At 32.3% G+C, this 21,914-nt stretch carries 15 protein-coding genes and 2 pseudogenes; 2 read left to right on the top strand and 15 right to left on the bottom strand.

The window, feature by feature from the left end:
* Window positions 1-39: 39 nt before the first annotated feature.
* The 15 genes and pseudogenes from tsf to ylqF form a co-directional block, all read right to left on the bottom strand.
* Complete coding sequence (tsf, locus tag HMPREF2715_RS02385; RefSeq protein WP_070442311.1) at window positions 40-918, bottom strand: translation elongation factor Ts; 879 nt, start codon at window positions 916-918, stop codon at window positions 40-42.
* A 164-nt stretch (window positions 919-1,082) separates the two neighbouring features.
* Window positions 1,083-1,871 carry a 30S ribosomal protein S2 gene (rpsB, locus tag HMPREF2715_RS02380; RefSeq protein WP_011275944.1) on the bottom strand — a complete coding sequence of 263 codons (789 nt, stop codon included), beginning with the start codon at window positions 1,869-1,871 and terminating at the stop codon, window positions 1,083-1,085.
* A gap of 269 nt (window positions 1,872-2,140) precedes the next feature.
* Window positions 2,141-2,914 (bottom strand): GTP-sensing pleiotropic transcriptional regulator CodY, encoded by a 774-nt coding sequence (gene codY, locus HMPREF2715_RS02375; protein ID WP_070485026.1) that lies wholly within the window; start codon window positions 2,912-2,914, stop codon window positions 2,141-2,143.
* Window positions 2,915-2,935: 21 nt separating this feature from the next.
* Window positions 2,936-4,339: an ATP-dependent protease ATPase subunit HslU gene (hslU, locus tag HMPREF2715_RS02370; RefSeq protein WP_070485025.1), complete on the bottom strand. Its 1,404-nt coding sequence runs from the start codon at window positions 4,337-4,339 to the stop codon at window positions 2,936-2,938.
* A gap of 58 nt (window positions 4,340-4,397) precedes the next feature.
* Window positions 4,398-4,943 (bottom strand): ATP-dependent protease subunit HslV, encoded by a 546-nt coding sequence (hslV, locus tag HMPREF2715_RS02365; RefSeq protein WP_070442306.1) that lies wholly within the window; start codon window positions 4,941-4,943, stop codon window positions 4,398-4,400.
* On the bottom strand, window positions 4,944-5,807 hold the full coding sequence (gene xerC, locus HMPREF2715_RS02360; RefSeq protein WP_276311345.1) for a tyrosine recombinase XerC: 864 nt from the start codon (window positions 5,805-5,807) through the stop codon (window positions 4,944-4,946).
* A gap of 201 nt (window positions 5,808-6,008) precedes the next feature.
* Window positions 6,009-7,316 carry an FADH(2)-oxidizing methylenetetrahydrofolate--tRNA-(uracil(54)-C(5))-methyltransferase TrmFO gene (gene trmFO / locus HMPREF2715_RS02355; protein WP_037537326.1) on the bottom strand — a complete coding sequence of 436 codons (1,308 nt, stop codon included), beginning with the start codon at window positions 7,314-7,316 and terminating at the stop codon, window positions 6,009-6,011.
* Between the two features lie 23 nt (window positions 7,317-7,339).
* Window positions 7,340-9,409, bottom strand: a complete 2,070-nt coding sequence (gene topA / locus HMPREF2715_RS02350) for a type I DNA topoisomerase (RefSeq protein WP_070442300.1) — start codon at window positions 9,407-9,409, stop codon at window positions 7,340-7,342.
* A 178-nt stretch (window positions 9,410-9,587) separates the two neighbouring features.
* Window positions 9,588-10,454, bottom strand: coding sequence for a DNA-processing protein DprA (dprA, locus tag HMPREF2715_RS02345; protein WP_070442298.1), 867 nt, complete (start codon window positions 10,452-10,454; stop codon window positions 9,588-9,590).
* Between the two features lie 218 nt (window positions 10,455-10,672).
* Window positions 10,673-11,903: pseudogene (locus tag HMPREF2715_RS02340) on the bottom strand (aminoacyltransferase).
* 30 nt (window positions 11,904-11,933) lie between these two features.
* Window positions 11,934-12,177: pseudogene (locus tag HMPREF2715_RS12185) on the bottom strand (CHAP domain-containing protein); the annotation flags it as partial.
* A gap of 355 nt (window positions 12,178-12,532) precedes the next feature.
* Window positions 12,533-13,438, bottom strand: coding sequence for a succinate--CoA ligase subunit alpha (sucD, locus tag HMPREF2715_RS02330; protein ID WP_037551652.1), 906 nt, complete (start codon window positions 13,436-13,438; stop codon window positions 12,533-12,535).
* Between the two features lie 21 nt (window positions 13,439-13,459).
* Window positions 13,460-14,626 (bottom strand): ADP-forming succinate--CoA ligase subunit beta, encoded by a 1,167-nt coding sequence (sucC, locus tag HMPREF2715_RS02325; protein ID WP_053017080.1) that lies wholly within the window; start codon window positions 14,624-14,626, stop codon window positions 13,460-13,462.
* A 111-nt stretch (window positions 14,627-14,737) separates the two neighbouring features.
* On the bottom strand, window positions 14,738-15,505 hold the full coding sequence (locus tag HMPREF2715_RS02320) for a ribonuclease HII (protein ID WP_070839257.1): 768 nt from the start codon (window positions 15,503-15,505) through the stop codon (window positions 14,738-14,740).
* Complete coding sequence (gene ylqF, locus HMPREF2715_RS02315) at window positions 15,489-16,373, bottom strand: ribosome biogenesis GTPase YlqF (RefSeq protein WP_070442290.1); 885 nt, start codon at window positions 16,371-16,373, stop codon at window positions 15,489-15,491. The genes HMPREF2715_RS02320 and ylqF overlap by 17 nt, the downstream gene beginning before the upstream one ends.
* A 237-nt stretch (window positions 16,374-16,610) precedes the next feature.
* On the opposite strand from ylqF, the gene HMPREF2715_RS02310 reads away from it, so the two are divergent.
* Both HMPREF2715_RS02310 and HMPREF2715_RS02305 read left to right on the top strand, forming a co-directional pair.
* Window positions 16,611-19,205 carry a YfhO family protein gene (locus HMPREF2715_RS02310; RefSeq protein WP_070839254.1) on the top strand — a complete coding sequence of 865 codons (2,595 nt, stop codon included), beginning with the start codon at window positions 16,611-16,613 and terminating at the stop codon, window positions 19,203-19,205.
* A 1-nt stretch (window position 19,206) separates the two neighbouring features.
* Window positions 19,207-21,816 (top strand): YfhO family protein, encoded by a 2,610-nt coding sequence (locus HMPREF2715_RS02305; RefSeq protein ID WP_070442282.1) that lies wholly within the window; start codon window positions 19,207-19,209, stop codon window positions 21,814-21,816.
* Window positions 21,817-21,914: the final 98 nt, after the last annotated feature.

The raw sequence follows: 21,914 nt of genomic DNA, 5'->3' as shown, positions 1-21,914 counted from the left end.
CTCAAAGGTGTCTTCTTTCTTGTAAATCTTGTCGACAGATTATTTCATTTGACCTTTAACTTCATCTGCGAAGTTTTCTTCACGTTTTTCCATACCTTCGCCTACTTCATAGCGAACGAAGTCAACAAGTTTACCACCTTTAGATTTTAAGAAAGCTTCAACTGTTTGATCTGGATCTTTAACGAAGTTTTGATCAACTGCACAAATTTCTTGAAGATATTTACGTAAACGACCTTCAACCATTTTTTCAACGATGTTTTCAGGTTTACCTTCATTTAATGCTTGTTGTTTTAATACTTCTCTTTCGTGATTGATTTCTTCTTCTTTAACTTGTTCTGAAGAAACATATTTTGGATTGATAGCTGCGATGTGCATAGCAACATCTTTAGCAGCTTCTTCATCAGTAGAACCTTCAACTACAGTTAACACACCGATACGTCCACCCATGTGTAAGTATGCACCAAATGCATCGTTATCAGATTTTGTTCTCATTTCGAAACGACGGATACTTAATTTTTCACCGATTGTTGAGATTGCTTCTTTCATTCTTTCATCAACTGTTTTACCACTTGATAATTTAGTTTCTAATAAAGCATCTACTGTTTCAGCTTTGCTATCAAGAACTTGATTAGCAATTTCTTTAACTAATTCTTGGAAGCCTTCATTACGAGCTACAAAGTCAGTTTCAGAGTTGATTTCAACGATAGCAGCTTCATTTCCTTTAACTTCAACATGTACTAAACCTTCAGCTGCGATACGGTCTGCTTTTTTAGCTGCTTTAGCGATACCTTTTTCACGTAAGTAATCAATCGCTTTATCGATGTCACCATCAGTTTCTGTTAGCGCTTTTTTACAATCCATCATACCAGCGCCAGTTCTTTCACGTAATTCTTTAACAAGTTTTGCTGAAATTGCCATTAATTATTCCTCCAATATTTCTAATTGTAATAATAGATGATACCTAAATATTACCATTAAAGTCACTATAATTTCCAATACTCTAGTAAACTTTAATTATTATTTTTTATTATTTGAAAAAAGGGCGATAAGCATTACATCTTATCACCCATTTAAACTATATCTTAGTTTGATTCAACAGTAGTATTTTCTTCAGTTGATTCTGCTTCTTGAGATTCTTCTTTTTCATCTAAATTGATGTTTTGCTCTGCAGCTACTTCATCGTTAGAAACACCTTGTTGACCTTCTAAGACAGCGTCAGCCATTTTACCAGTTAATAATTTAACGGCACGAATAGCATCGTCGTTCGCTGGGATAACGTAATCAATTTCATCTGGATCACAGTTAGTGTCAACAATACCAACGATTGGAATATTTAATTTACGTGCTTCAGCAATCGCGTTACGCTCTTTACGAGGGTCAACTACGAATAATGCTTGAGGCATAGATTTCATATCACGAATACCGCCTAAGAATTTGATTAAACGGTCGTATTCTTTTTTAAGTTCAACAACTTCTTTTTTAGGTAAAACGTCAAATAAACCGTCTTCTTCCATTTTTTCAATTTCAGAAATACGTTTAATACGTTTAGAAATTGTTTTGTAGTTAGTTAAAATTCCGCCTAACCATCTTTGGTTAACGTAGAATTGTCCAGCACGTTCTGCTTCAGCTTTAACTGACTCTTGTGCTTGTTTTTTTGTACCTACGAATAAGACTCTACCGCCATCTTCAGATACTTGTTTGATGAAGTTATAAGCTTCTTCAACTTTTTTCACTGTTTTTTGTAGGTCAATGATATAGATACCATTTCTCTCAGTGAAGATATATTTTTTCATTTTTGGGTTCCAACGGCGTGTTTGGTGACCGAAGTGAACACCGGCTTCTAGTAATTGTTTCATTGAAATTACTGCCATTTTAAATTCCTCCTAGTGGTTATTTACCTCCATAATAAACTCATATAAAGACAATTAATTTAATTGCACCCTTTAAATGTACGTTTATCATGTGTGTATTGGCTTTTATAGCCGAAAACAATAATATCATATTTCTATATAATGCGCAATGTTAATTTCATTAAAGAAATAATGCAATACACATTTTTCATAATAAAAACTGTTACAAATAATATTACATACTTGCAACAGTTGAATGTTGGTTATTGCATTATCGATTTAAATCAAAATTATTTATTTCGTTCTAATTCATCAAGGAATTTTTCTTTTTTAACTTTTATAAAGGTACCCTTCATCCCTAAGGATCGTGATTCGATTACACCAGCACTTTCAAGTTTACGTAACGCGTTCACGATTACTGAGCGAGTGATACCTACTCTATCTGCTACTTTTGAAGCTATCAATAGGCCTTCATTACCACCTAATTCTTCAAAAATATGCTCAATTGCTTCTTTTTCAGAATAAGATAATGAATTAATTGCCATAGTGATTGCCGCTTTATCACGCGCCTCTTTCTCTACTTCATTATGTTTCTCACGAAGTATTTCCATTCCAATAACAGTTGCAGCATATTCGCCTAATACTAAATCATTTTCGTTAAAGTCATCTTTAACACGACCAAGTACTAATGTTCCTAATCTTTCGCCACCACCAAGTATTGGAAATACAGTTGTACGACTGCTACTAAATACTTCTTTATCTTCAGGTGGGAATACAGTTAATTCATTATCAATATCAATATTAGATTCAGTTTGTTTAACGTCCATTAATAGTTTTGTATATTCACTAGGAATGTGTTTACCTTCTAACATTTCGTTAATTCTTTGACTTTTTAAAAGTTCATTTAAACTTGAACCTAGAATCTTACCTCTACGTGAAACAATAAATACGTTCGTTACTGTAACGCTACTAATTGTTTGAGCAACGTCTTTAAAGTCGACTGCAATACCTTTATGTTTTTGTAATAGTGTATTTAATTCTCTAGTTTTAGATAATAAGCTCATAAAATTTCTCCTTTATTTATATTATAAAATAAATGCACTTAAATCTTTATTTGTTGAAATAGATTTCAACTTATCATCAACATATTGTGGTGTTATATCAACTACAGCATTTGGCATGCTAGGGGCTTCGAAAGATAAATCCTCAAGCATTTTCTCTAAGATTGTGTGTAAACGACGTGCACCAATATTATCAGTGTCTTGGTTAACTTGATATGCCATTTCAGCTAATCTTGTAATCGCTTCCTTAGTAAAGTTCACAGTGACCTCTTCTGTTTGAAGCAATGCCTCATATTGTTTGATGAGTGATAGCTTAGGTTCAGTCAATATTCTGTAAAAATCGTCAACAGTTAAACTTTCTAATTCTACTCTAATTGGGAAGCGTCCTTGTAATTCAGGTATTAAATCACTTGGTTTCGATACGTGAAACGCGCCAGCACCGATAAATAGCATATGTTCAGTATTTACAGTACCATACTTAGTTTGAATCATGCTACCTTCTAAAATTGGTAAGATATCTCGTTGTACACCTTGTCTTGAAACATCTTGACCACTATTAGCGTTATTCGTTGCTACTTTATCAATCTCATCGATGAAGATAATACCCATTTGTTCTGCTAACTCAAGCGCTTCTTGATTTGCAGTTTCTTGATCAATTAATTCATCGGCAAAATCATCGGCCAAAATCTTACGAGCTGTTTTAACTGGCACCTCACGTTCAACCTTACGTTTAGGCATGAGTTGATTCATCATGTCTTGCATTTGTTGGTTTTGATTTGTACCGAGCATGCCTAGCGCACCTGGATCTTGTTCTACCTTAATTCTAACTTTCTCTTCTTCAAGTTTACCATCTAATAATTGTTTTTTGATTTCTGAACGTTTAGTTTTAATTTCTTCTGTAGGTGTTTCCTCTTCATCATCATCATTATTACCAAAGTTTGGAATTGCACCACCAAGTAATGACTCTAAAGGATTACTATTATTTGACGCTTTTTTCTTCATACTAGGTACAAGTAATTTAACTAACTTTTCATTAGCTTTATTAACTGCTTCGTCTTTAACCAAATCTTTCTTTTGATCTTTAACAAGTCTTACAGCTACATCGACTAGATCACGAACCATACTCTCAACATCGCGTCCAACGTATCCTACTTCAGTAAACTTAGTAGCTTCCACCTTAATAAATGGCGCTCCTACAACTTTAGCCATACGTCTTGCTATTTCAGTTTTACCAACACCAGTTGGACCGATCATCAAAATATTCTTAGGTGCGATTTCTTGTTTGGTTTCTTCATCAAGCAAACTTCTTCTATAGCGATTTCTTAGAGCAATGGCAACTTTTCGTTTAGCATCATCTTGCCCAACTATATATTCATCTAATTTAGATACGATATCTTTAGGTGTTAATTTTATACCGTTTGCATCCATATATTTTACCTCCAACCTAATTAACATCCATTTATATTCATTTCCATATTTTTAAAAGTTAAAGTGTTTCCACTATAATATTATCATTTGTGAACACACAAATGTCAGATGCAACCTTTAAACTTTCGTAAGCCATTTTTTTAGCAGATAATTGGCTTGCATGACGCTTCAATGCTCTTCCAGCACTTAAAGCATAGTTGCCTCCTGAGCCAATCGCAATTAAATCATCATCAGGTGCAATGACTTCTCCAGTTCCGCTAACCACTAATATTGCATCTTTATCCATTACAATTAACATAGCTTCCAATTGACGTAATTGTTTATCACCACGCCACTCTTGAGCTAGTTCAACAGCTGCACGTTCTAAATTACCACTAAATTGTTGTAATTTTGTTTCAAACTTCTCAAACAAAGTGAAGGCATCAGCTACACTACCAGCAAATCCAGCTAACACTTTACCTTCATATAATCTGCGGACCTTGCGCGCTGTTTGCTTCATAATAACTTGCTCACCTAGTGTAACTTGTCCATCACCAGCCATCGCTGCTTCACCGTTATGTCTAACGGCATAAATAGTTGTTGCATGTAATGATGTTTTACTCATTTATTTACTCTCCTTTTTCGCTCGAGGATGTGCATTTAAATACACTTTACGTAATTGTTGGTTAGAAACATGTGTATATCTTCCAGTTGTCGAAAGATTAACATGTCCTAACAAAGATTGTACCGTTCTTAAATCTGCACCTTGATTAAGTAAATGTGTTGCAAACGTATGTCTTAATTTGTGGGGGTGAATTTCCGTAATCCCTGCTGTACGTTTAACAACATCATTTAAAACATACCTAACACCTCTCTCTGTTATAGGGGCGCCATTCATGTTAACTAATAAAAATGAATGTTTGGTATGTTGTATAGGCTTAAATTCGCTTAAGTATTGTTCAATGCTTTGACGACAAAATTCTCCAAACGGAACAAACCGTTCCTTATTTCCCTTTCCTAGTACTTTCACACCAGGTAAAGACATATCAATATCTTTAAGTTGGATATTTACTAACTCAGAAACACGTATACCCGTTGCATATAATAATTCTAGAATAACGCGATCCCGTAATCCTTTTTTTGTATCTTTTGCTACAGTTTCGAATAATGCTTCCATCTCTTCTTCATAAAAAAACTGTGGCAAGTAGTTCTCCTTCTTAGGATGAACGAGTTGTACAAAAGGATTTATAATTGTCTCATCTTGTGTCATCCAAAACTCATAGAAAGTTCTTAAAGTTGAAATCTTCCTTGATACAGTAGTACGTTTCAAATTCTGTGAATATAAATAGCTTAAATAATTTCTAGCATCTTTATATTCAAATGTTCTTAGATTTAGTAATTCTTGTTCTAAAAAATGATTAAATTGTACTAAATCATCATGATATGATTTTAATGTATGGGCGGAGAAATTTCTCTCAACTTTGAGCATATTTAAGAATGTAACTTGGATTTCTTCCACTTAAAAATCCCCTCCATCATATGCATTGTAGCATATAACATGAAAGGGACTAAAATAATTAGCTATAGAATTCAAAATCTTTTGAGAATTACTTAAAAGATTGAAATAACTTGAACGTGCGACTAAAACAATGAATTCGAAATAAATTCTATTCTAGTTCAATCACTATAATTATAGTGTTTTCTTATAATTCTCTAAATATTCGAGCGCTCTGTTAGCTTGTGCTTCGTAACGCTCTTTTTTATCTTTAATCCGTTTTTCAAGTGAAGGTAATAAACCAAAGTTAGCGTTCATAGGTTGGAAGTTCTTTTCATTTTTAGCATGGGAGATGTAATAAGCCATACTTCCTATCATTGTCTCTCTAGGGAAAATAACTTCACCTTTATCAAGTAATTTGTGAGCTAGGTTAATCCCAGCAACAAGTCCACTTGCTGCGCTTTCAACATATCCTTCAACACCAGTCATTTGACCTGCGAATTGAATTCTATCTTCTTTAATCAACTCATATTTCTCATTTAATACATCTGGAGAATTTATAAATGTATTTCTATGCATCACACCATACCGTACGATATCAACATTTTCTAAACCAGGGATAAGTTGAATTACTTCTTTTTGTGCGCCCCATTTTAAATGAGTTTGGAAACCTACAATATTATATAGCGTTCCAGCTGCATCATCTTGTCGTAATTGAACGACAGCGAATGGACGTTTACCTGTTTTTGGATCTTCAAGACCAACAGGTTTCATAGGACCAAATAATAGTGTTTTGCGTCCACGTTCAGCCATTACTTCAAAAGGCATGCATCCTTCGAAATATTTTTCTTTTTCAAATTCATTTGTTGGTGCAACTTCTGCTTCAAGTACTGCATCATAAAAGCGATTAAATTCTTCTTCTGTCATAGGACAATTAAGATAGGCTGCTTCACCTTTATCATAACGTGATTTTAGATACACTTTATCCATATCAATCGATTCTTTTTCAATGATTGGAGCAGCTGCATCATAAAAATAAAGTTGATCCTTACCTGTAATATCTACGATTTCTTTAGCTAAATTTTCTGTAGTTAATGGACCAGTAGCAATAATTGTATATCCTTCAGGGATACTATTAATTTCTTCATTAATAACAGTAACATTAGGATGATTTCTTAAAGTTTCAGTAATATAACCAGAAAAATCATGTCGATCAACTGCTAATGCACCACCAGCAGGAACTCTTGCTTTGTCAGCAGCAGAGATAATTAATGAGTCTAATCTTCTCATTTCTTCTTTTAATACACCCACACCATTAGTTAATGCATTGCCTCGTAGTGAGTTAGAACATACTAATTCTGCAAATTTATCAGTATGGTGTGCTGGCGTTTGCTTAACTGGGCGCATTTCAATCAAATTCACTTTGATACCTCGTTGAGCTAATTGATAAGCGGCTTCTGAACCAGCTAGTCCAGCGCCAACTATATTTACAGTTTGACTCATGGTTTTCCTCCTTAATTTATTATCTATTTTTGAACTTCTTCTTTATAGTCACAGTTTGAGCAAATAACTTGTGAACTGCGTCCTTTCTTATGTTCCATTAAATAATGATTACATTTAGGACAATCACGACCAACAGGTTTGTCCCAAGAAATAAAGTCACATTCAGGATAGTTTGAACAACCATAGAAAAGTCTATTTTTCTTAGATTTTCTTTCAACGACATCTCCATCTTTGCATTTAGGGCAAGTTACGCCAATAGTTTTCACGATTGCTTTCGTATTTCTACAGTCTGGGAAATTTGAGCACGCCATAAACTTACCATATCGTCCCATTTTAATAACCATAGGAGAGCCACAAACTTCACAATCTTCGCCAGCAGGTTCATCTTTAATTTCAACTTTTTCCATTTCTTCCTCAGCACGTTCAACGTCTAATTTGAAACTTCCGTAAAAGTTATCAATTACTTTTCTCCAGCCGATATCTCCTTCAGCAATTTTATCCAATAGCGTTTCCATATTAACAGTAAACTCTACATCAATTATTTCAGGGAAATAGTCTTTTACTTGTTCATATACAATTTCACCTAATTCAGTAGGTACAAATCGTTTACTTTCAAGTTTTACATAATTACGTTTTTGTATTGTGTCAATCGTAGGTGCATAGGTAGAAGGTCTACCAATTTTTAATTCCTCTAACGTTTTAACCAAACGTGCTTCTGTATAACGTGGAGGTGGCTGAGTGAAGTGTTGCGCTGGTTCAATTTGAGTTGCAGTCACTTCATCACCTTTATTCAAGTTAGGTAATTTATTTTCTTTTTCATTATCTTTATCATCTTTGGCTTCTACATAAAGCGTCATGAAACCTTTGAATTTGATTGTTTGACCATTAGCTCGGAATTTAATGTTGTTTTGGGTAACATCTAAAGCAACAGTGTCTAAAATTGCTGGTGCCATTTGACTTGCTACAAATCTTTCCCATATTAATTTATACAAACGATGCTGATCTCTAGTTAAGTATGCTTTCATTTCATCAGGTGTACGTAAAGTACTTGTTGGTCGAATTGCTTCATGGGCATCTTGGTCACCCTGTTTACCCTTAGCAGTTCTATTTGAAAGATAATCTTTACCATACTTATCTTCAATATATTGTTTCGCTTCGTCTTTAGCGGTTTGTGATATACGTGTAGAGTCAGTTCTCATGTATGTGATTAATCCAACTGTACCTTGTCGTTTTAGATCAATACCTTCATATAATTGTTGCGCGAGCATCATAGTTTTACGCGCTTTGAAATTTAATTTACGAGCTGCCTCTTGTTGTAATGTTGAAGTGGTAAATGGATTAGCAGGATTTCTAGTTTTTTCTTTTTTATTAACATTTGTAATTTCAAATTTGTCTCCATCTAATTCAGCTGTAACTTTTTCAACATCTTTTTTTGTTTTTAATTTAAATGGTTTATTTTTATAATGAAGAAACTTAGCAGTAAATTTAGATTTCTTATATCTAAACTCACCTTCTATAGACCAATACTCTTCAGGCTTAAAGTTACGAATCTCATTCTCTCTATCTATTACTAATCTTAAAGCTACAGATTGAACTCGCCCTGCAGACAGCCCCTTTTTCACTTTCTTCCATAATACTGGTGAAATATTATATCCAACTAATCTATCTAATATACGGCGTGCTTGTTGTGCATCGACTAAATCCATTTCAATGCCACGTGGATGTTTAAAACTTTCTTTTACCGCATCTTTTGTAATTTCATTAAATACTACTCTGTTTTCTTTTGAATCATCAAGTTCTAAAATTTTTGATAAATGCCAAGCAATCGCTTCACCTTCACGGTCAGGGTCACTCGCAAGAAAGACATTTTTTGCTTTCTTAGCATATTTCTTTAAGTCTTTAACAACTGGACCTTTACCGCGTATCGTAATATATTTCGGTTCATAATTATCTTCTACATCGACACCCATTTGACTTCTTGGTAAATCTCTAACATGTCCCATAGAAGCTATAACTTTATATTTTTTACCTAAATATTTTTCAATGGTTTTCGCTTTTGCAGGCGACTCAACTATGACTAAATTATCTGCCAAAGTGAATTCCCCCTTGCTATTTCAATTACTAAAGATAAATGATAAACGGTCAATTTTGATTTTGTCAATGTTTAAATTCTATTAACGTTCATTTTAAACACTTTTTAATATTATTTTTAGCTATCAATTAGAATTAAATATAGATTTTTAATACTCTAGAATGAATCATTAATGATATCTATTTATAATCACATAGGATATCATCAGCAGAGGTTACAATCATCGCACCTTCTTGAGCTCGTTTCAAATTACCTTTTGTTAGTGGATTAAATATTGAACCTGGTAATACATATATATTTCTATTTTGCTCTAATGCACAATCAATTGTAATTTGACTACCGCTTCTAACACTTGCTTCAGTTATTAAAACCCCTTTTGAAAGACCGCTTATCAAACGATTGCGTTGCGGAAAGTGATATCGCCTAACACTAGTAAGTGGCGGATATTCACTAATAACTAAACCTTTTTCTTCAATTATGTTGCGTAATTTTTGCGTTTCTCTAGGGTAATGCATCATATGACCAAAACCTAAAACAGCTATTGTAGGTAATTGATACTCTATAGCAAAATGATGTGCTATGCTATCAGCACCTTTTGCCAAACCAGAAATAATAGTTAGTGGAATTTGTTTAAATTTAGGAAATAAGTATTGCATGGCTTTAGCTGAGTATTCTGTTGCATTTCTTGAGCCCACCACACCTAATGTATTGGAGAATGTTAATAAAAGGGGGTCACCTTGGTAAAATAGGACAAACGGATAATCATAAATTTCTTTTAACAGTCGAGGATAATTAGTATTAAACGGTGTTGTAAAACTTACTTTGTGATTCTGCAAAAATGACAAAATATCTTTTTCATTTAAATTATTAAATTTATCAATAAAATCGTCATTATGAAACATTCTGTCCCAATTTCTTATTGTATCTATTTGATCAGTATAAGAGAATTTAAAAAAATCAGGATTTAATTTTAATAAATGATGAATATGTTGGGTCGTATAACCTAGCCAAATTAATTTCAAAAGTAATATGTTGTTGTTAGTCATGAAGTCGTCTCCTTTAAAAACATTATAAGACAACTATGTCGTATATCACATTTCAATTAAAAGACATTTGATGGATAAAATTTAATAACTTTTAATGAGTAATTTTAATATTGAATTATGTAAACTGTCTTCATGCTCATTTTATACATAAATCTGAAACCTAAAATCCCCAGATTACTTTAAATTTTGTTACCTTAGCACTAAATAAATCGATTCACTTACTTTTGATATAATTTATAGAGCAATTTATTTACTGGCTTAATAAAATTACCAACATATTCTTCTATAAACGCATTGAATCCTTTTTTAAATTGTTGGACACCATAATCTTCTGCATTCTCACCAAAGTCGCCAGTTATGCCGTAGAAATTATAACGCTCTAAGCCTTTCTCTTTTGCGTAGCGTATCATATCCCATTGCAGACAATAGGCACCCATAAATTCATTGTATTTAGGATTAGAACCACTTGATAAATAGCACATTTCGTGATTGTTATAAATAAACAATGCAGCAGCTAAATCAAGTAATGTACCATCCGTAATGATTACTTGTTCAGTTTTTGCTATTTTATTATAAAAGCTCTCTAGTTGTTGATTGAATTGGTGATATTTTATTTTTGCCTTTTTTGAATTAGCATTCACTTTAAATGATTGTTTAATTTCAGTCACTTTCTCTTCTAATTCTATCGCTCGTTGCTTTAATAAATTTATATACTTATTTAAATCAATAAAAGCTAGCTTCATACATGCTTTACCACCATAAATATCAAGCATTTGTTTGAAATAAGGTTCTTCTTGAAAATGAAAACCATATTTTTCTTCAGCCATGTGAAACAGTCGATAAAATCTATTCGTTTCTTTAATTGATAAAGTTTTTATTTGCACACCCATTTCAATTGTCTTCATAATGTTACGTCTAGTTTGATATGACATATCTTTTAATAATTGTTGTTCACTTTTATCTTTTAAATCTAATATAGAATGCCATCTTATTTGACTCATAGCTGAATAGCCAGTTGTAAAACCTTGATGTTGGTATCCTAATTTATTCATCACCTTGAATCACTGTTTATTGTTAAAGTGTTCTATAATCTCACCATCAGCACTTCTTATATTCTCCAAGACATAAGGGTCAACTAGTATAAAAACATCTCTTCGCATATTTACATAATGCGTAAATTTTTTAAAGAAAAATTCAACTAACTCTAAATTAGTAAAATCCATCACCGGTCCTCGATGGGTATATAAGTATTTAAACACCTTAAATATACGAGCATCAGTTAATATACAGGCAGCAACTACGTTACCGTTTTCTTTGACACCGACAATATGAACCACTAAATTTCGAGCTTTCCTATATTTATATAACTCTACAATCTGAGTATAATGCGAAAAATTATTTTCTCATAAAAATTTCAAATTCATTTAATTCTAAAGTTGTAAAATTCAAATCATTAATACTCTCTTTCCTCAAATTCATTTATGCCTCTTTATTAGACCTTATAAAAATCATATCGTAGTTATAATTATGTATCACACGATGTGCTACTACTTTTTTTATAACCACCTAAATTCCAATTTTGATCTAAACTTTGAAACTACATGAGTTTACCATCATAATTACCATCCAACACTATTGCTGTATGTCCAAATCCACCATCATACCTTCCACTAAAAACTACAACATCTCCAGGTTTAGCTTCTAAAGTAGAAGTGTTTTTATATTCAATTTTCACATTTCCATATTGTTTTTTAGAACTTGTTTCATTTATCACAACTATATTTTTATTAAAATCATCCTGTGAAGTTATTACTACTTTATCGTTAGATTTTATCTCACTTGCATATGCACTATAATTTTGATTAATAAAAAATAAAGAACCTACTACAAAAGACACTACACTGATAGTTATTTTCCGAATAGAAAAATTTGATGATATGATATTTTATTCATGATGCTCACTCCTTTTATCAACGCACCATCATTATATATTTTATAATAAATTAAACAAAAGACCTGATTTCCAATATTAGAAATCAGGTCTTAGACAATAAAATCAATTCAAATTTTAATGATGATTATTTAATTGTTAATAATTCCTCATAAATACCAGCTTCTTTAGCTGCTTCGATTAATGTAGTACCGATTTCTGAAGGTGTATCCGCAGTTTTAACACCACATTCATTTAATGTTTTAATTTTTTCATCTGCAGTACCTTTACCACCAGAAATAATCGCACCAGCGTGACCCATACGTTTACCTGGAGGTGCTGTTTGACCACCAATGAAACCAATAACTGGTTTGTTCATATTCGCTTTAATCCATTCAGCTGCTTCTTCTTCAGCAGTACCACCAATTTCACCAATCATTACAACAGCTTTAGTATCTTCATCTTCATTAAACGCTTTAAGTACATCGATAAAGTTAGTACCGTTGACAGGGTCGCCTCCAATACCTACAGCTGTAGTTTGACCAATGCCTTCTTCAGTTAATTGATGAACCGCTTCGTAAGTTAACGTACCAGAACGTGATACAACACCTACATGACCTTTTTTATGAATATATCCTGGCATGATACCAATTTTACATTCATCAGCAGTAATAACACCTGGGCAGTTTGGTCCAACTAAGCGTGTTTTTCTTCCTTCTAAGTAACGCTTAACTTTAACCATGTCAACAACAGGAATATGTTCAGTAATACAAATAACCATATCTAAATCTGCATCTGCTGCTTCCAAAATAGAATCTGCTGCAAAGGGCGCTGGAACATAAACTACAGATACGTTAGCACCTGTTTCTTCTTTAGCTTCTGCAACAGTATTATATACAGGTACGCCTTCAACAACTTGTCCACCTTTACCTGGTGTTACCCCTGCAACAATTTGTGTACCATAATCAAGCATTTGTTTTGTATGGAAAAGGGCAGTAGACCCTGTAATACCTTGTACCATTACTTTAGTATTTTTATCTATAAATACACTCATCTTAGTGTTCCCATCCTTTCCTTACGCTTCTTTAACAAGCTTAACAATTTTTTGAGCGCCTTCAGCCATTGTAGCTGCTGGTTCAATTGCTAAACCTGATTCGTTTAAGATTTCTTTACCGCGTTCTACATTTGTACCTTCTAAACGAACTACTAATGGTAAAGTTAATTCAACTTCTTTAACTGCTGCTACGATACCTTCAGCAATAACATCACATTTCATGATTCCACCGAAGATGTTTACAAAGATACCTTTAACATTGTCATCACCTAAGATGATTTTGAATGCTTCAGTAACTTTTTCTTTTGTAGCGCCGCCCCCTACGTCTAGGAAGTTAGCTGGATTTCCACCAAAATGATTAATAGTATCCATTGTAGCCATCGCTAAACCAGCACCATTAACCATACAACCAATATCTCCATCTAATGCAATGTAAGATAAGTCATATTTAGATGCTTCAATCTCTTTAGGATCTTCTTCTTCTAAATCACGTAATTCTTGGATATCTTTATGTCTGAATAATGCATTGTCATCGAAGTTGATTTTAGCATCTAAAGCTAAAACTTCACCTTCACCAGTAGTAACTAATGGGTTAATTTCAACGATAGAACAATCTTTTTCGATAAATACATTGTATAAAGAAATTAAGAATTTCGCTGCTTTATTAATAGATTCTTTTGGAATGTTAATGTTGAAAGCAATACGACGCGCTTGATAAGGTGATAAACCTACAACTGGGTCGATTGTTTCTTTAAAGATTTTTTCTGGTGTTTTAGCAGCTACTTCTTCAATTTCAGTACCGCCTTCTTCTGAAGCCATTAAAGTAATACGATCAGTTGCACGGTCAATTACAAAACCTACATAATATTCTTTTTGAATATCGCAACCTTGTTCAATATACAAACGTTTAACTTCTTTACCTTCAGGTCCAGTTTGATGTGTAACTAATTGTTTACCTAATAATTCATTGGCATAAGTTTCAACCTCAGATAATGATTTAGCAATCTTAACTCCACCTGCTTTACCTCTACCCCCAGCGTGGATTTGTGCTTTAACCACATAAACCTCTGTGTCTAATTCTTTAGCCTTTTCCACTGCTTCTTCAGCAGTAAATGCAACTCGTCCTTCTGGAACGGCTACGCCCATAGAACGAAATATTTCTTTACCTTGATACTCGTGGATATTCATCTTCCATCCTCCTACTTCTTAGGTTAAGTTCAGTTATAATTATAGAAAATGAAAGCGCTATTGTAAACTGAAAGTGTTCCACTTTTTGCAATTAATTAAAAATTCAAATAATTACATCATAGATTTGATTGGTTCAAAGCTTTTACGATGATACGGTGTAATACCGAGTTTATTTAGGCTTTCTAAATGTGCTTTAGTTCCGTAACCCACATTTTTCTCAAATTCATATCCTGGATATTCATCTGCAATCTCTTTCATTAAATCATCTCTGTATTCTTTTGCCATTATACTTGCTGCAGCAATAGACACACTCTTTGCGTCGCCTTTAATAATAGATGTTTGAGGAATTGTTGTATCTAAAGACATTGCATCTATTAATAAATGATCTGGACGATTTACTAATTGACTCAAAGCTCGATTCATTGCTACTTTAGTTGCATTATATATATTCAGTTCATCGATCTCTTCTGGTCTAGCTAAACCATAGGCATACTCCAACACCCCGTCTTTAAGCTTTTTATTAAGTATTTGTCTTTTTCTCGCTGTTACTTTTTTAGAATCATCAAGTCCTAAATAGCGATGCCCTTCATTTAAAATCACTGCACATGCAACAACAGGACCTGCTAGCGGACCACGTCCAACCTCGTCAATACCACAGATTAATGCTTGAGGATTGTTATTCAGCAACTCATTTTCAAATTGATTCATTGTATTGTAATGGTCTAAAATTTCTTGTTCTTTTAAAAGTTGTTTACGACGTCTTGTAATAGCTTGTTGTACCCCTTTACGAGCGTCTTGATTTAATTCATGTTGTTCTAAAACTTCAATTGAGTTAATTTCAGATAATATGTGCTTTGCTTCATTAATTGTTTGTATCATTATCTAATTCACTCTTCATTTCTGAATATAAGTCAAAACAGTATGTTCCAATTTTGGCATTTCTAACGTCATTAATTATCAGTTCAATAACCGCTTCGTAATCTACTTCATTGCCTCTTTGTAAAAGTCCACGTCGACGTCCAATTGCATCAAACCATTCTAATATTTCAGCATCTGCAGGTAAATCAATCTTATAATGTTGCTTAAAACCTTCTAAATCATGGTTAATTAAAAACTGTAAACCATAGATAGCAACTTCATCTAAATGTACAATACTGTCTTTTATTGCGCCTGTTAAACTTAATTTTTTACCAACAATTTCATCTTCAAATTTAGGCCATAAAATTCCAGGTGTATCTAATAATTGTAAAGATTGCCCAACTTTAATCCACTGTTGTTGTTTGGTTACACCTGGTTTATTACCAGTTTGTGCAATATTTTTTCGTGCTAATTTATTAATCAATGTTGATTTACCAACGTTAGGTATGCCAACAATCATTGCTCTAATTGCTCTAGGTTTAAGTCCTTTAGCTTTCTCACGTTCAAATTTTTCTTTTGTTGCTGCTATGGCTGCAGTTTCTACACCTTTTAAATTTTTGCCATGCTTAGCATCTACTGACACAGGATAATATCCTTTATCTATAAAGAAGCGTTCCCATTTTTGCATTTCATTTAAATTGGACATATCTTTTTTATTAAGAATAACTACGCGCGGTTTTTGTTTAATTACTTCATCAATCATTGGGTTACGAGAACTATATGGAATACGTGCATCAACTAATTCAAATACAACATCTACTTTTTTTAATTGTTCTGTTACCTCTCGTTTAGCTTTTGCCATATGTCCTGGATACCATTGAATTGCCATTAATTGTCACCTTACTTTCGATATATTTTAATTCAACTTGTTGATTATAATTGAATTTTTATTTGAGAGCCACTTTTTTTCTAAGTTCATCATTTATTTTATCATTCATTAATTAAAACGATAAAGTACAATAAGTTTATAATGTCAGAAAAGCATAATTACTTTTAATCGCACAATCTATCCCCTACAATTTAATTATACTGTTACAATTATAATCCTATCGCTTAGAGGTAAATTATGAAGAAAATATTAATATATATAGGTATATTCTTAACTCTGTCTTTCATAGGACATAGCTATATAATTTTTCGCTTTATTCACGACGGCGTTTTATTTACAGGACCCAACGATGGTATCGAACAGATGATACCTATTCAAATGTTTCTATTTGATAAATGGAGCGTTGGCAATCTTTTTTATGCTACTGATTTTGGTCTAGGTGGAGATTTTTTTACGGATTTAAGCTATTATTTCTCAACAAACATACTATTTATTATTAATGTACTATGTATCATTCTATTAAAAACAATTATTCATATAAATACTCAGGGATTACTATTTTGGATGGTAAATGCGCTAGTTATTTCCATTATTAAAGCTGCATTAGCGATGTATTGTACCTATCTCTATAGTAAATTTATTTCACGTAATACTTGGATTAGTATTATTATGGCATTTCTATTTGTTATGTCGCCGCTTTATTATCGCTTTACTGTTTATTGGCCATTCTTTAGTGATGTATTTATTTGGATGCCATTGTTACTATTTTCTATAGAACGCACACTTCAAAAACAAAAGTTTGGTCTATTTATTGTCACAATTACACTAATAATGATAAATAATTTCTACTTTGCATATTATCTTTGTCTTATAGGTGCAAGTTACATACTTCTTCGTATAATTTTTAGACACTCTAAAGATATTATTCCACGTGGCAAAGCTTTACTATTATTTGCTATCAGTGCCATTTTAGGATTAGGTAATAGTTTATTTATGTTCTTCCACGGTGTTCAAAGTTTTTTAAATAATCGTCGTGTCCCTTTTTCAGGAACAGTAAATACCTTCGAAAAGCTAGATATTAACACAAATATCTTCTTTGATAATTATTTAATCGTATTGTTATTTCTAACTATTCAAGCATTATTATGTATTAAACTTTATAAACACTTTTATTATCGCTTATTCGCAATTTTAACTTTCGCATTTATTCTATTAAGCTTTGTACCATTTATCGATCAATTGTTTAATGGATTTTCTGCACCACAAAAACGTTGGCATTTTATATTGTCTTTTAATTCAGCCATATTAATTGGTCTATTTCTAAAATATTTTAGAACACTAAAAATCAAATCATATTTAATTAGTAATATTATTGCTGAAATTATCATTTTCGCTAGTGCTATTACCTATCATAAATTTGTAGCTTGGCTTGTACTTGTACCAATCGTTTCTTTAATAGGGTTACTTATTTTAATTTTAAAAGATAGACGTTATCGCATTAATCTAAGCTATATATTCGGCATTTCTATAATCTTACTCAATTTAATGGTTTCTTTCGTCTTTATTAAAAATCAAATTTATTTTAAAGATCATCAAGAACGAGCTAATACATTTTATATTAACTCAAGTTTATATAGTTCAGACTTACAACGTTCATTAGTTAATACAATGAAGAATAGTAAGCGAGAAGATGAACGTATCGATTGGCGAGTGAATGAGCAAGATAACACACCTATGTACCAACACTTTAAAGGACTAAGTTTATATTCAAGTATCTTCCATCATAATATTCTCGATTACTATTATGATGCACTAAAAATTAATCTTGCCGAGGAGTCACTAAGTCGCTATCAATCAATAAATGGTCGACAAAATATAGCAAGTCTTTTCTCAGTACGTTATATGATGCTAAAAGATTATCAGGGAAATTTACCCGCCTATTTTAAAAAGGTTAAAACAAGTGGACAATATTCTATCTATGAAAATACACTTAATTTGCCGAGTGTTAAAGTTACGAAAAATGTTTATAATAGTAAATCTTTAAAAACATCTATAGATCGTGAGCATGCGATGTTAAATGGTGTGATCATGGATAATGCAGGAAAATCTTTCAAACAACCAGCATCTAATTTACTATCAAAAGTTGATATGCAACAACAAAATACTAAGCAAATTGGAAAAAATCGCTATAAGGTTATTGGTGGCAAAGGTGGTACTATAAAATTACATCTTCCAAAACAAATACGTGATAAATATGATGATTTTTATTTAACGATGAAGATTAAGAGAGGTAATCCAGATAGTAATTACACAGTCGCTATCAATAATTACGCTAATCATCGATTGTTTAATAATTCTACCTATCGAACAGGTGTAGACACTCAACTTTATCGCACTCATCCAGATAAAAATGGTGATATCACTATTACCCTTTCGCCTGATGGTGAATTTTATGTCGATTTACAACAATTAAATGGCGAAAATTATGATACGCTTAAAAAGGTGCATGATAATGCTAATTTTGATACAAGTTATCATGATATTAAAAATGGTATACAAGTCCAACTCAGTCACCATGAGAGTGGTATAGCCTCAATAAACATTCCTTATCGAAAAGGAATGCGTGCATATGTTGATGGACAACCTGCAAAAATCCAAAAAGTAAATTATATGATGACCGGTGTTCCAGTCGAAAAAAATGCAAAACAAATTGTCATTAAATATCAACCTCCTTACTGGAATACTATGATATTCATTTCATTAATGAGTATGATTCTTAGTGCTGTTTTTGTAAAAATTATTAATTCAAAAAAACGAAAGATGAGGAAGTAATTTGATTAAAAAAATATGGTCAAAACCCTTTTGGACGTTTGGTCTCATTTTCATCATAGCTAATATCGTAACACTAACCATTTATTATCCATTTATCCGAGATTACATAAAAGATGGCGTGGTATTTAGTGGCTCTGGTGATGGTTTTAGACAAATGATGCCGTTCCAATTATATTTATATGAACACTTCACACAATTAAAAGGATTTTACGATCATTCATTTGGACTAGGCGGTGATTATGTTAAAGGGTTAGCCTATTATTATTCCCTTACACCAATTATGTGGGTCAATTTTATTATTGTATGGATTGGTGAACATTTATTCCATTGGCAACCGCAAAACATTCGCTTTTGGCCAACGAATCAATTAATTGTTGCTTATGTACGAACAATAATTACTTTTATTTGTGCATTTTATTATTTTAGATATTTAAAGTTAAGTTCTACACCTCTGTTGATAGCAACAATTTTATATGGGGCATCAACAGTAGTGTTATATTACAATTTTACTTGGTCATTTTATGGAGATTTGTTAATTATATTGCCATTATCATTATGGGGAATGGAACGTTTCTTTCAACGTAGAAAGATAGGTTTGTTCATCTTTGCAGTGGCAATCACACTATTTTCAAATTTTTACTTTACTTATTATCAAGCCATTGTGTTAGGTATTTATTTTATATTACGTGTCGTATTCCAGTATCGCTATGACATCGTATCTCGTTGGCAAAAATGTTATTTACTAATTATAGGGGCTATGTTTGCGCTCCTATCAAGCATATTAGGTTTTTACACTGGTGTATCATCTTTCCTAAATAATGATCGCCAACAAAATTCTGATTTCAACCTCTCTCTATTTACTGATCTAACTAAAAATAATTATTATATATTTTCAAATGGCTTTTATGTAACAATATCACTTATTGCATTGGTAGCATTATTAACGCCAAAGTTATATAAACACTATTACTATAAAATTTTTGCTATTATAACGTGGTTCTTACTTATTGGTTCATTATCACAGTACTTTGACAGTGCTTTTAATGGATTCTCATTACCACAACGACGGTGGGTTTATTTCTTAGTGTTATCTACAAGTGGACTGATTGCTTTATATATTTATCACTTATCAGAGTTGACTATGAAACAGTTTCTATTTGCAGCTGTGCCCGTATTTATTGGTGGTTTGTGTAGATATATCATAGCTGACAACTTTGTAGATTGGATGGTAATTGCTTTAATTATCATCGTTGTGCTAGGAATATTTATCTATCACAAATCTTTACTGAAACAACCAATTATTATGTTATCGTTGATTGTGCTATTTTTCGGTCAACAAATTATAATGACACATGATTCAAGACAAAGAACGATAGACCCATATTCAACGACAATCAATACATTGAGCGATCCTTCATACTATAATGATACTATTGCTAAAAAAATTGATTCTATCAAAGAACATCATGATGATCCATTTCATCGTATTGATTATATGTCGGCATATGCATTAAATTCTCCTTTTCTTTATCACTACAATGGTATTTCGTTATACTCAAGCATTTTTGATGGAGGAATTTTGAAATATTATGATAAATTAATGCAAATTAATATGCCTGTTGATAAAAATAGTACGTATCGCTTTTTAGGAAATCGTGCAAACTTAACTGCTTTATGGAATGTTCAAGATCGACTACGTCATCCTGAAGATCAAAATATGACTTACGGTTTTGAAAAGAAAGATATGATATTGAATGGTAAAAATACGCTTATCCATTCTAAAAACATGATTGACTATCCATCAGCTCATGTAACTAATCATATATATAATAGTGATGATTTAAAGTCACCTTTAGATCGTGAACAAGCTATGTTAAAAGGGATCGTATTAAACGACAATTCAGAAAAAGCAAATACTTCATTTAAAGCTAATAAAAACCTTTTAAACAAGTCAAAAATGTCTACAAAAAATGCGACTTGGAAAAATCAAAATCATCTTAAAGTACACAAAGATAATGGTGGGGTTACATTAAAATTACCTGAATCTGTCGCTAATCAGTATAAAGATATGTACGTAGAAATGGATGTTGAACTACTTTCGCCTGACAAAGCGCATTCAGTAGGTGTTAATGAATATTCGCAAAATCGAAATGAACTGAGCTACAAATATCGTCGCTTAGTTACACCAGTTACAATGCGTGTTAAAGCGTCTGATAAGCTAAATATTCATCTATCTAAAGGGAATTATCGTTTATCTGTAAAAGGTATTTATGGTGAGGACTACAGCACACTTAAAAAAGCTTCAAAAGAATTAACACCTGTGAAAGTTAAAGACATGAGAAATGGTTATGTCGTCAAGAAACCAAAGAACGCAACAGGCTATGTCATTTTACCAACAGTATATGCAAATGGTATGCATGCGAAAGTCGATGGGAAAGAAATACCTGTTCACCAAGCTAATGGTATCATGACAGCAATATCAGTTAATAAAGGAGATAAAGTGATTAAACTCACATACACCCCTCCTCAATTCTATCTACTTGCTATTATGAGTTTCATTGGTGTTATCGGTAGTATATTATTTAGTTTATGGGTTAAGAAAAAACGATAAATTAAGATAGTTAATAAATTAAACTTTAATTGTTTTAAATGTGAATAAAAATAATAAAGCTTCCAATCTCAACTTGAAAGAAGAAGATTGGAAGCTTT

The sequence above is a fragment of the Staphylococcus sp. HMSC062A01 genome, assembly GCF_001836805.1.
Classification (GTDB): domain Bacteria; phylum Bacillota; class Bacilli; order Staphylococcales; family Staphylococcaceae; genus Staphylococcus; species Staphylococcus haemolyticus.
The sequence above is the reverse complement of the archived record's forward strand: the minus strand, read 5'-3'. Positions and strand labels throughout refer to the sequence as shown.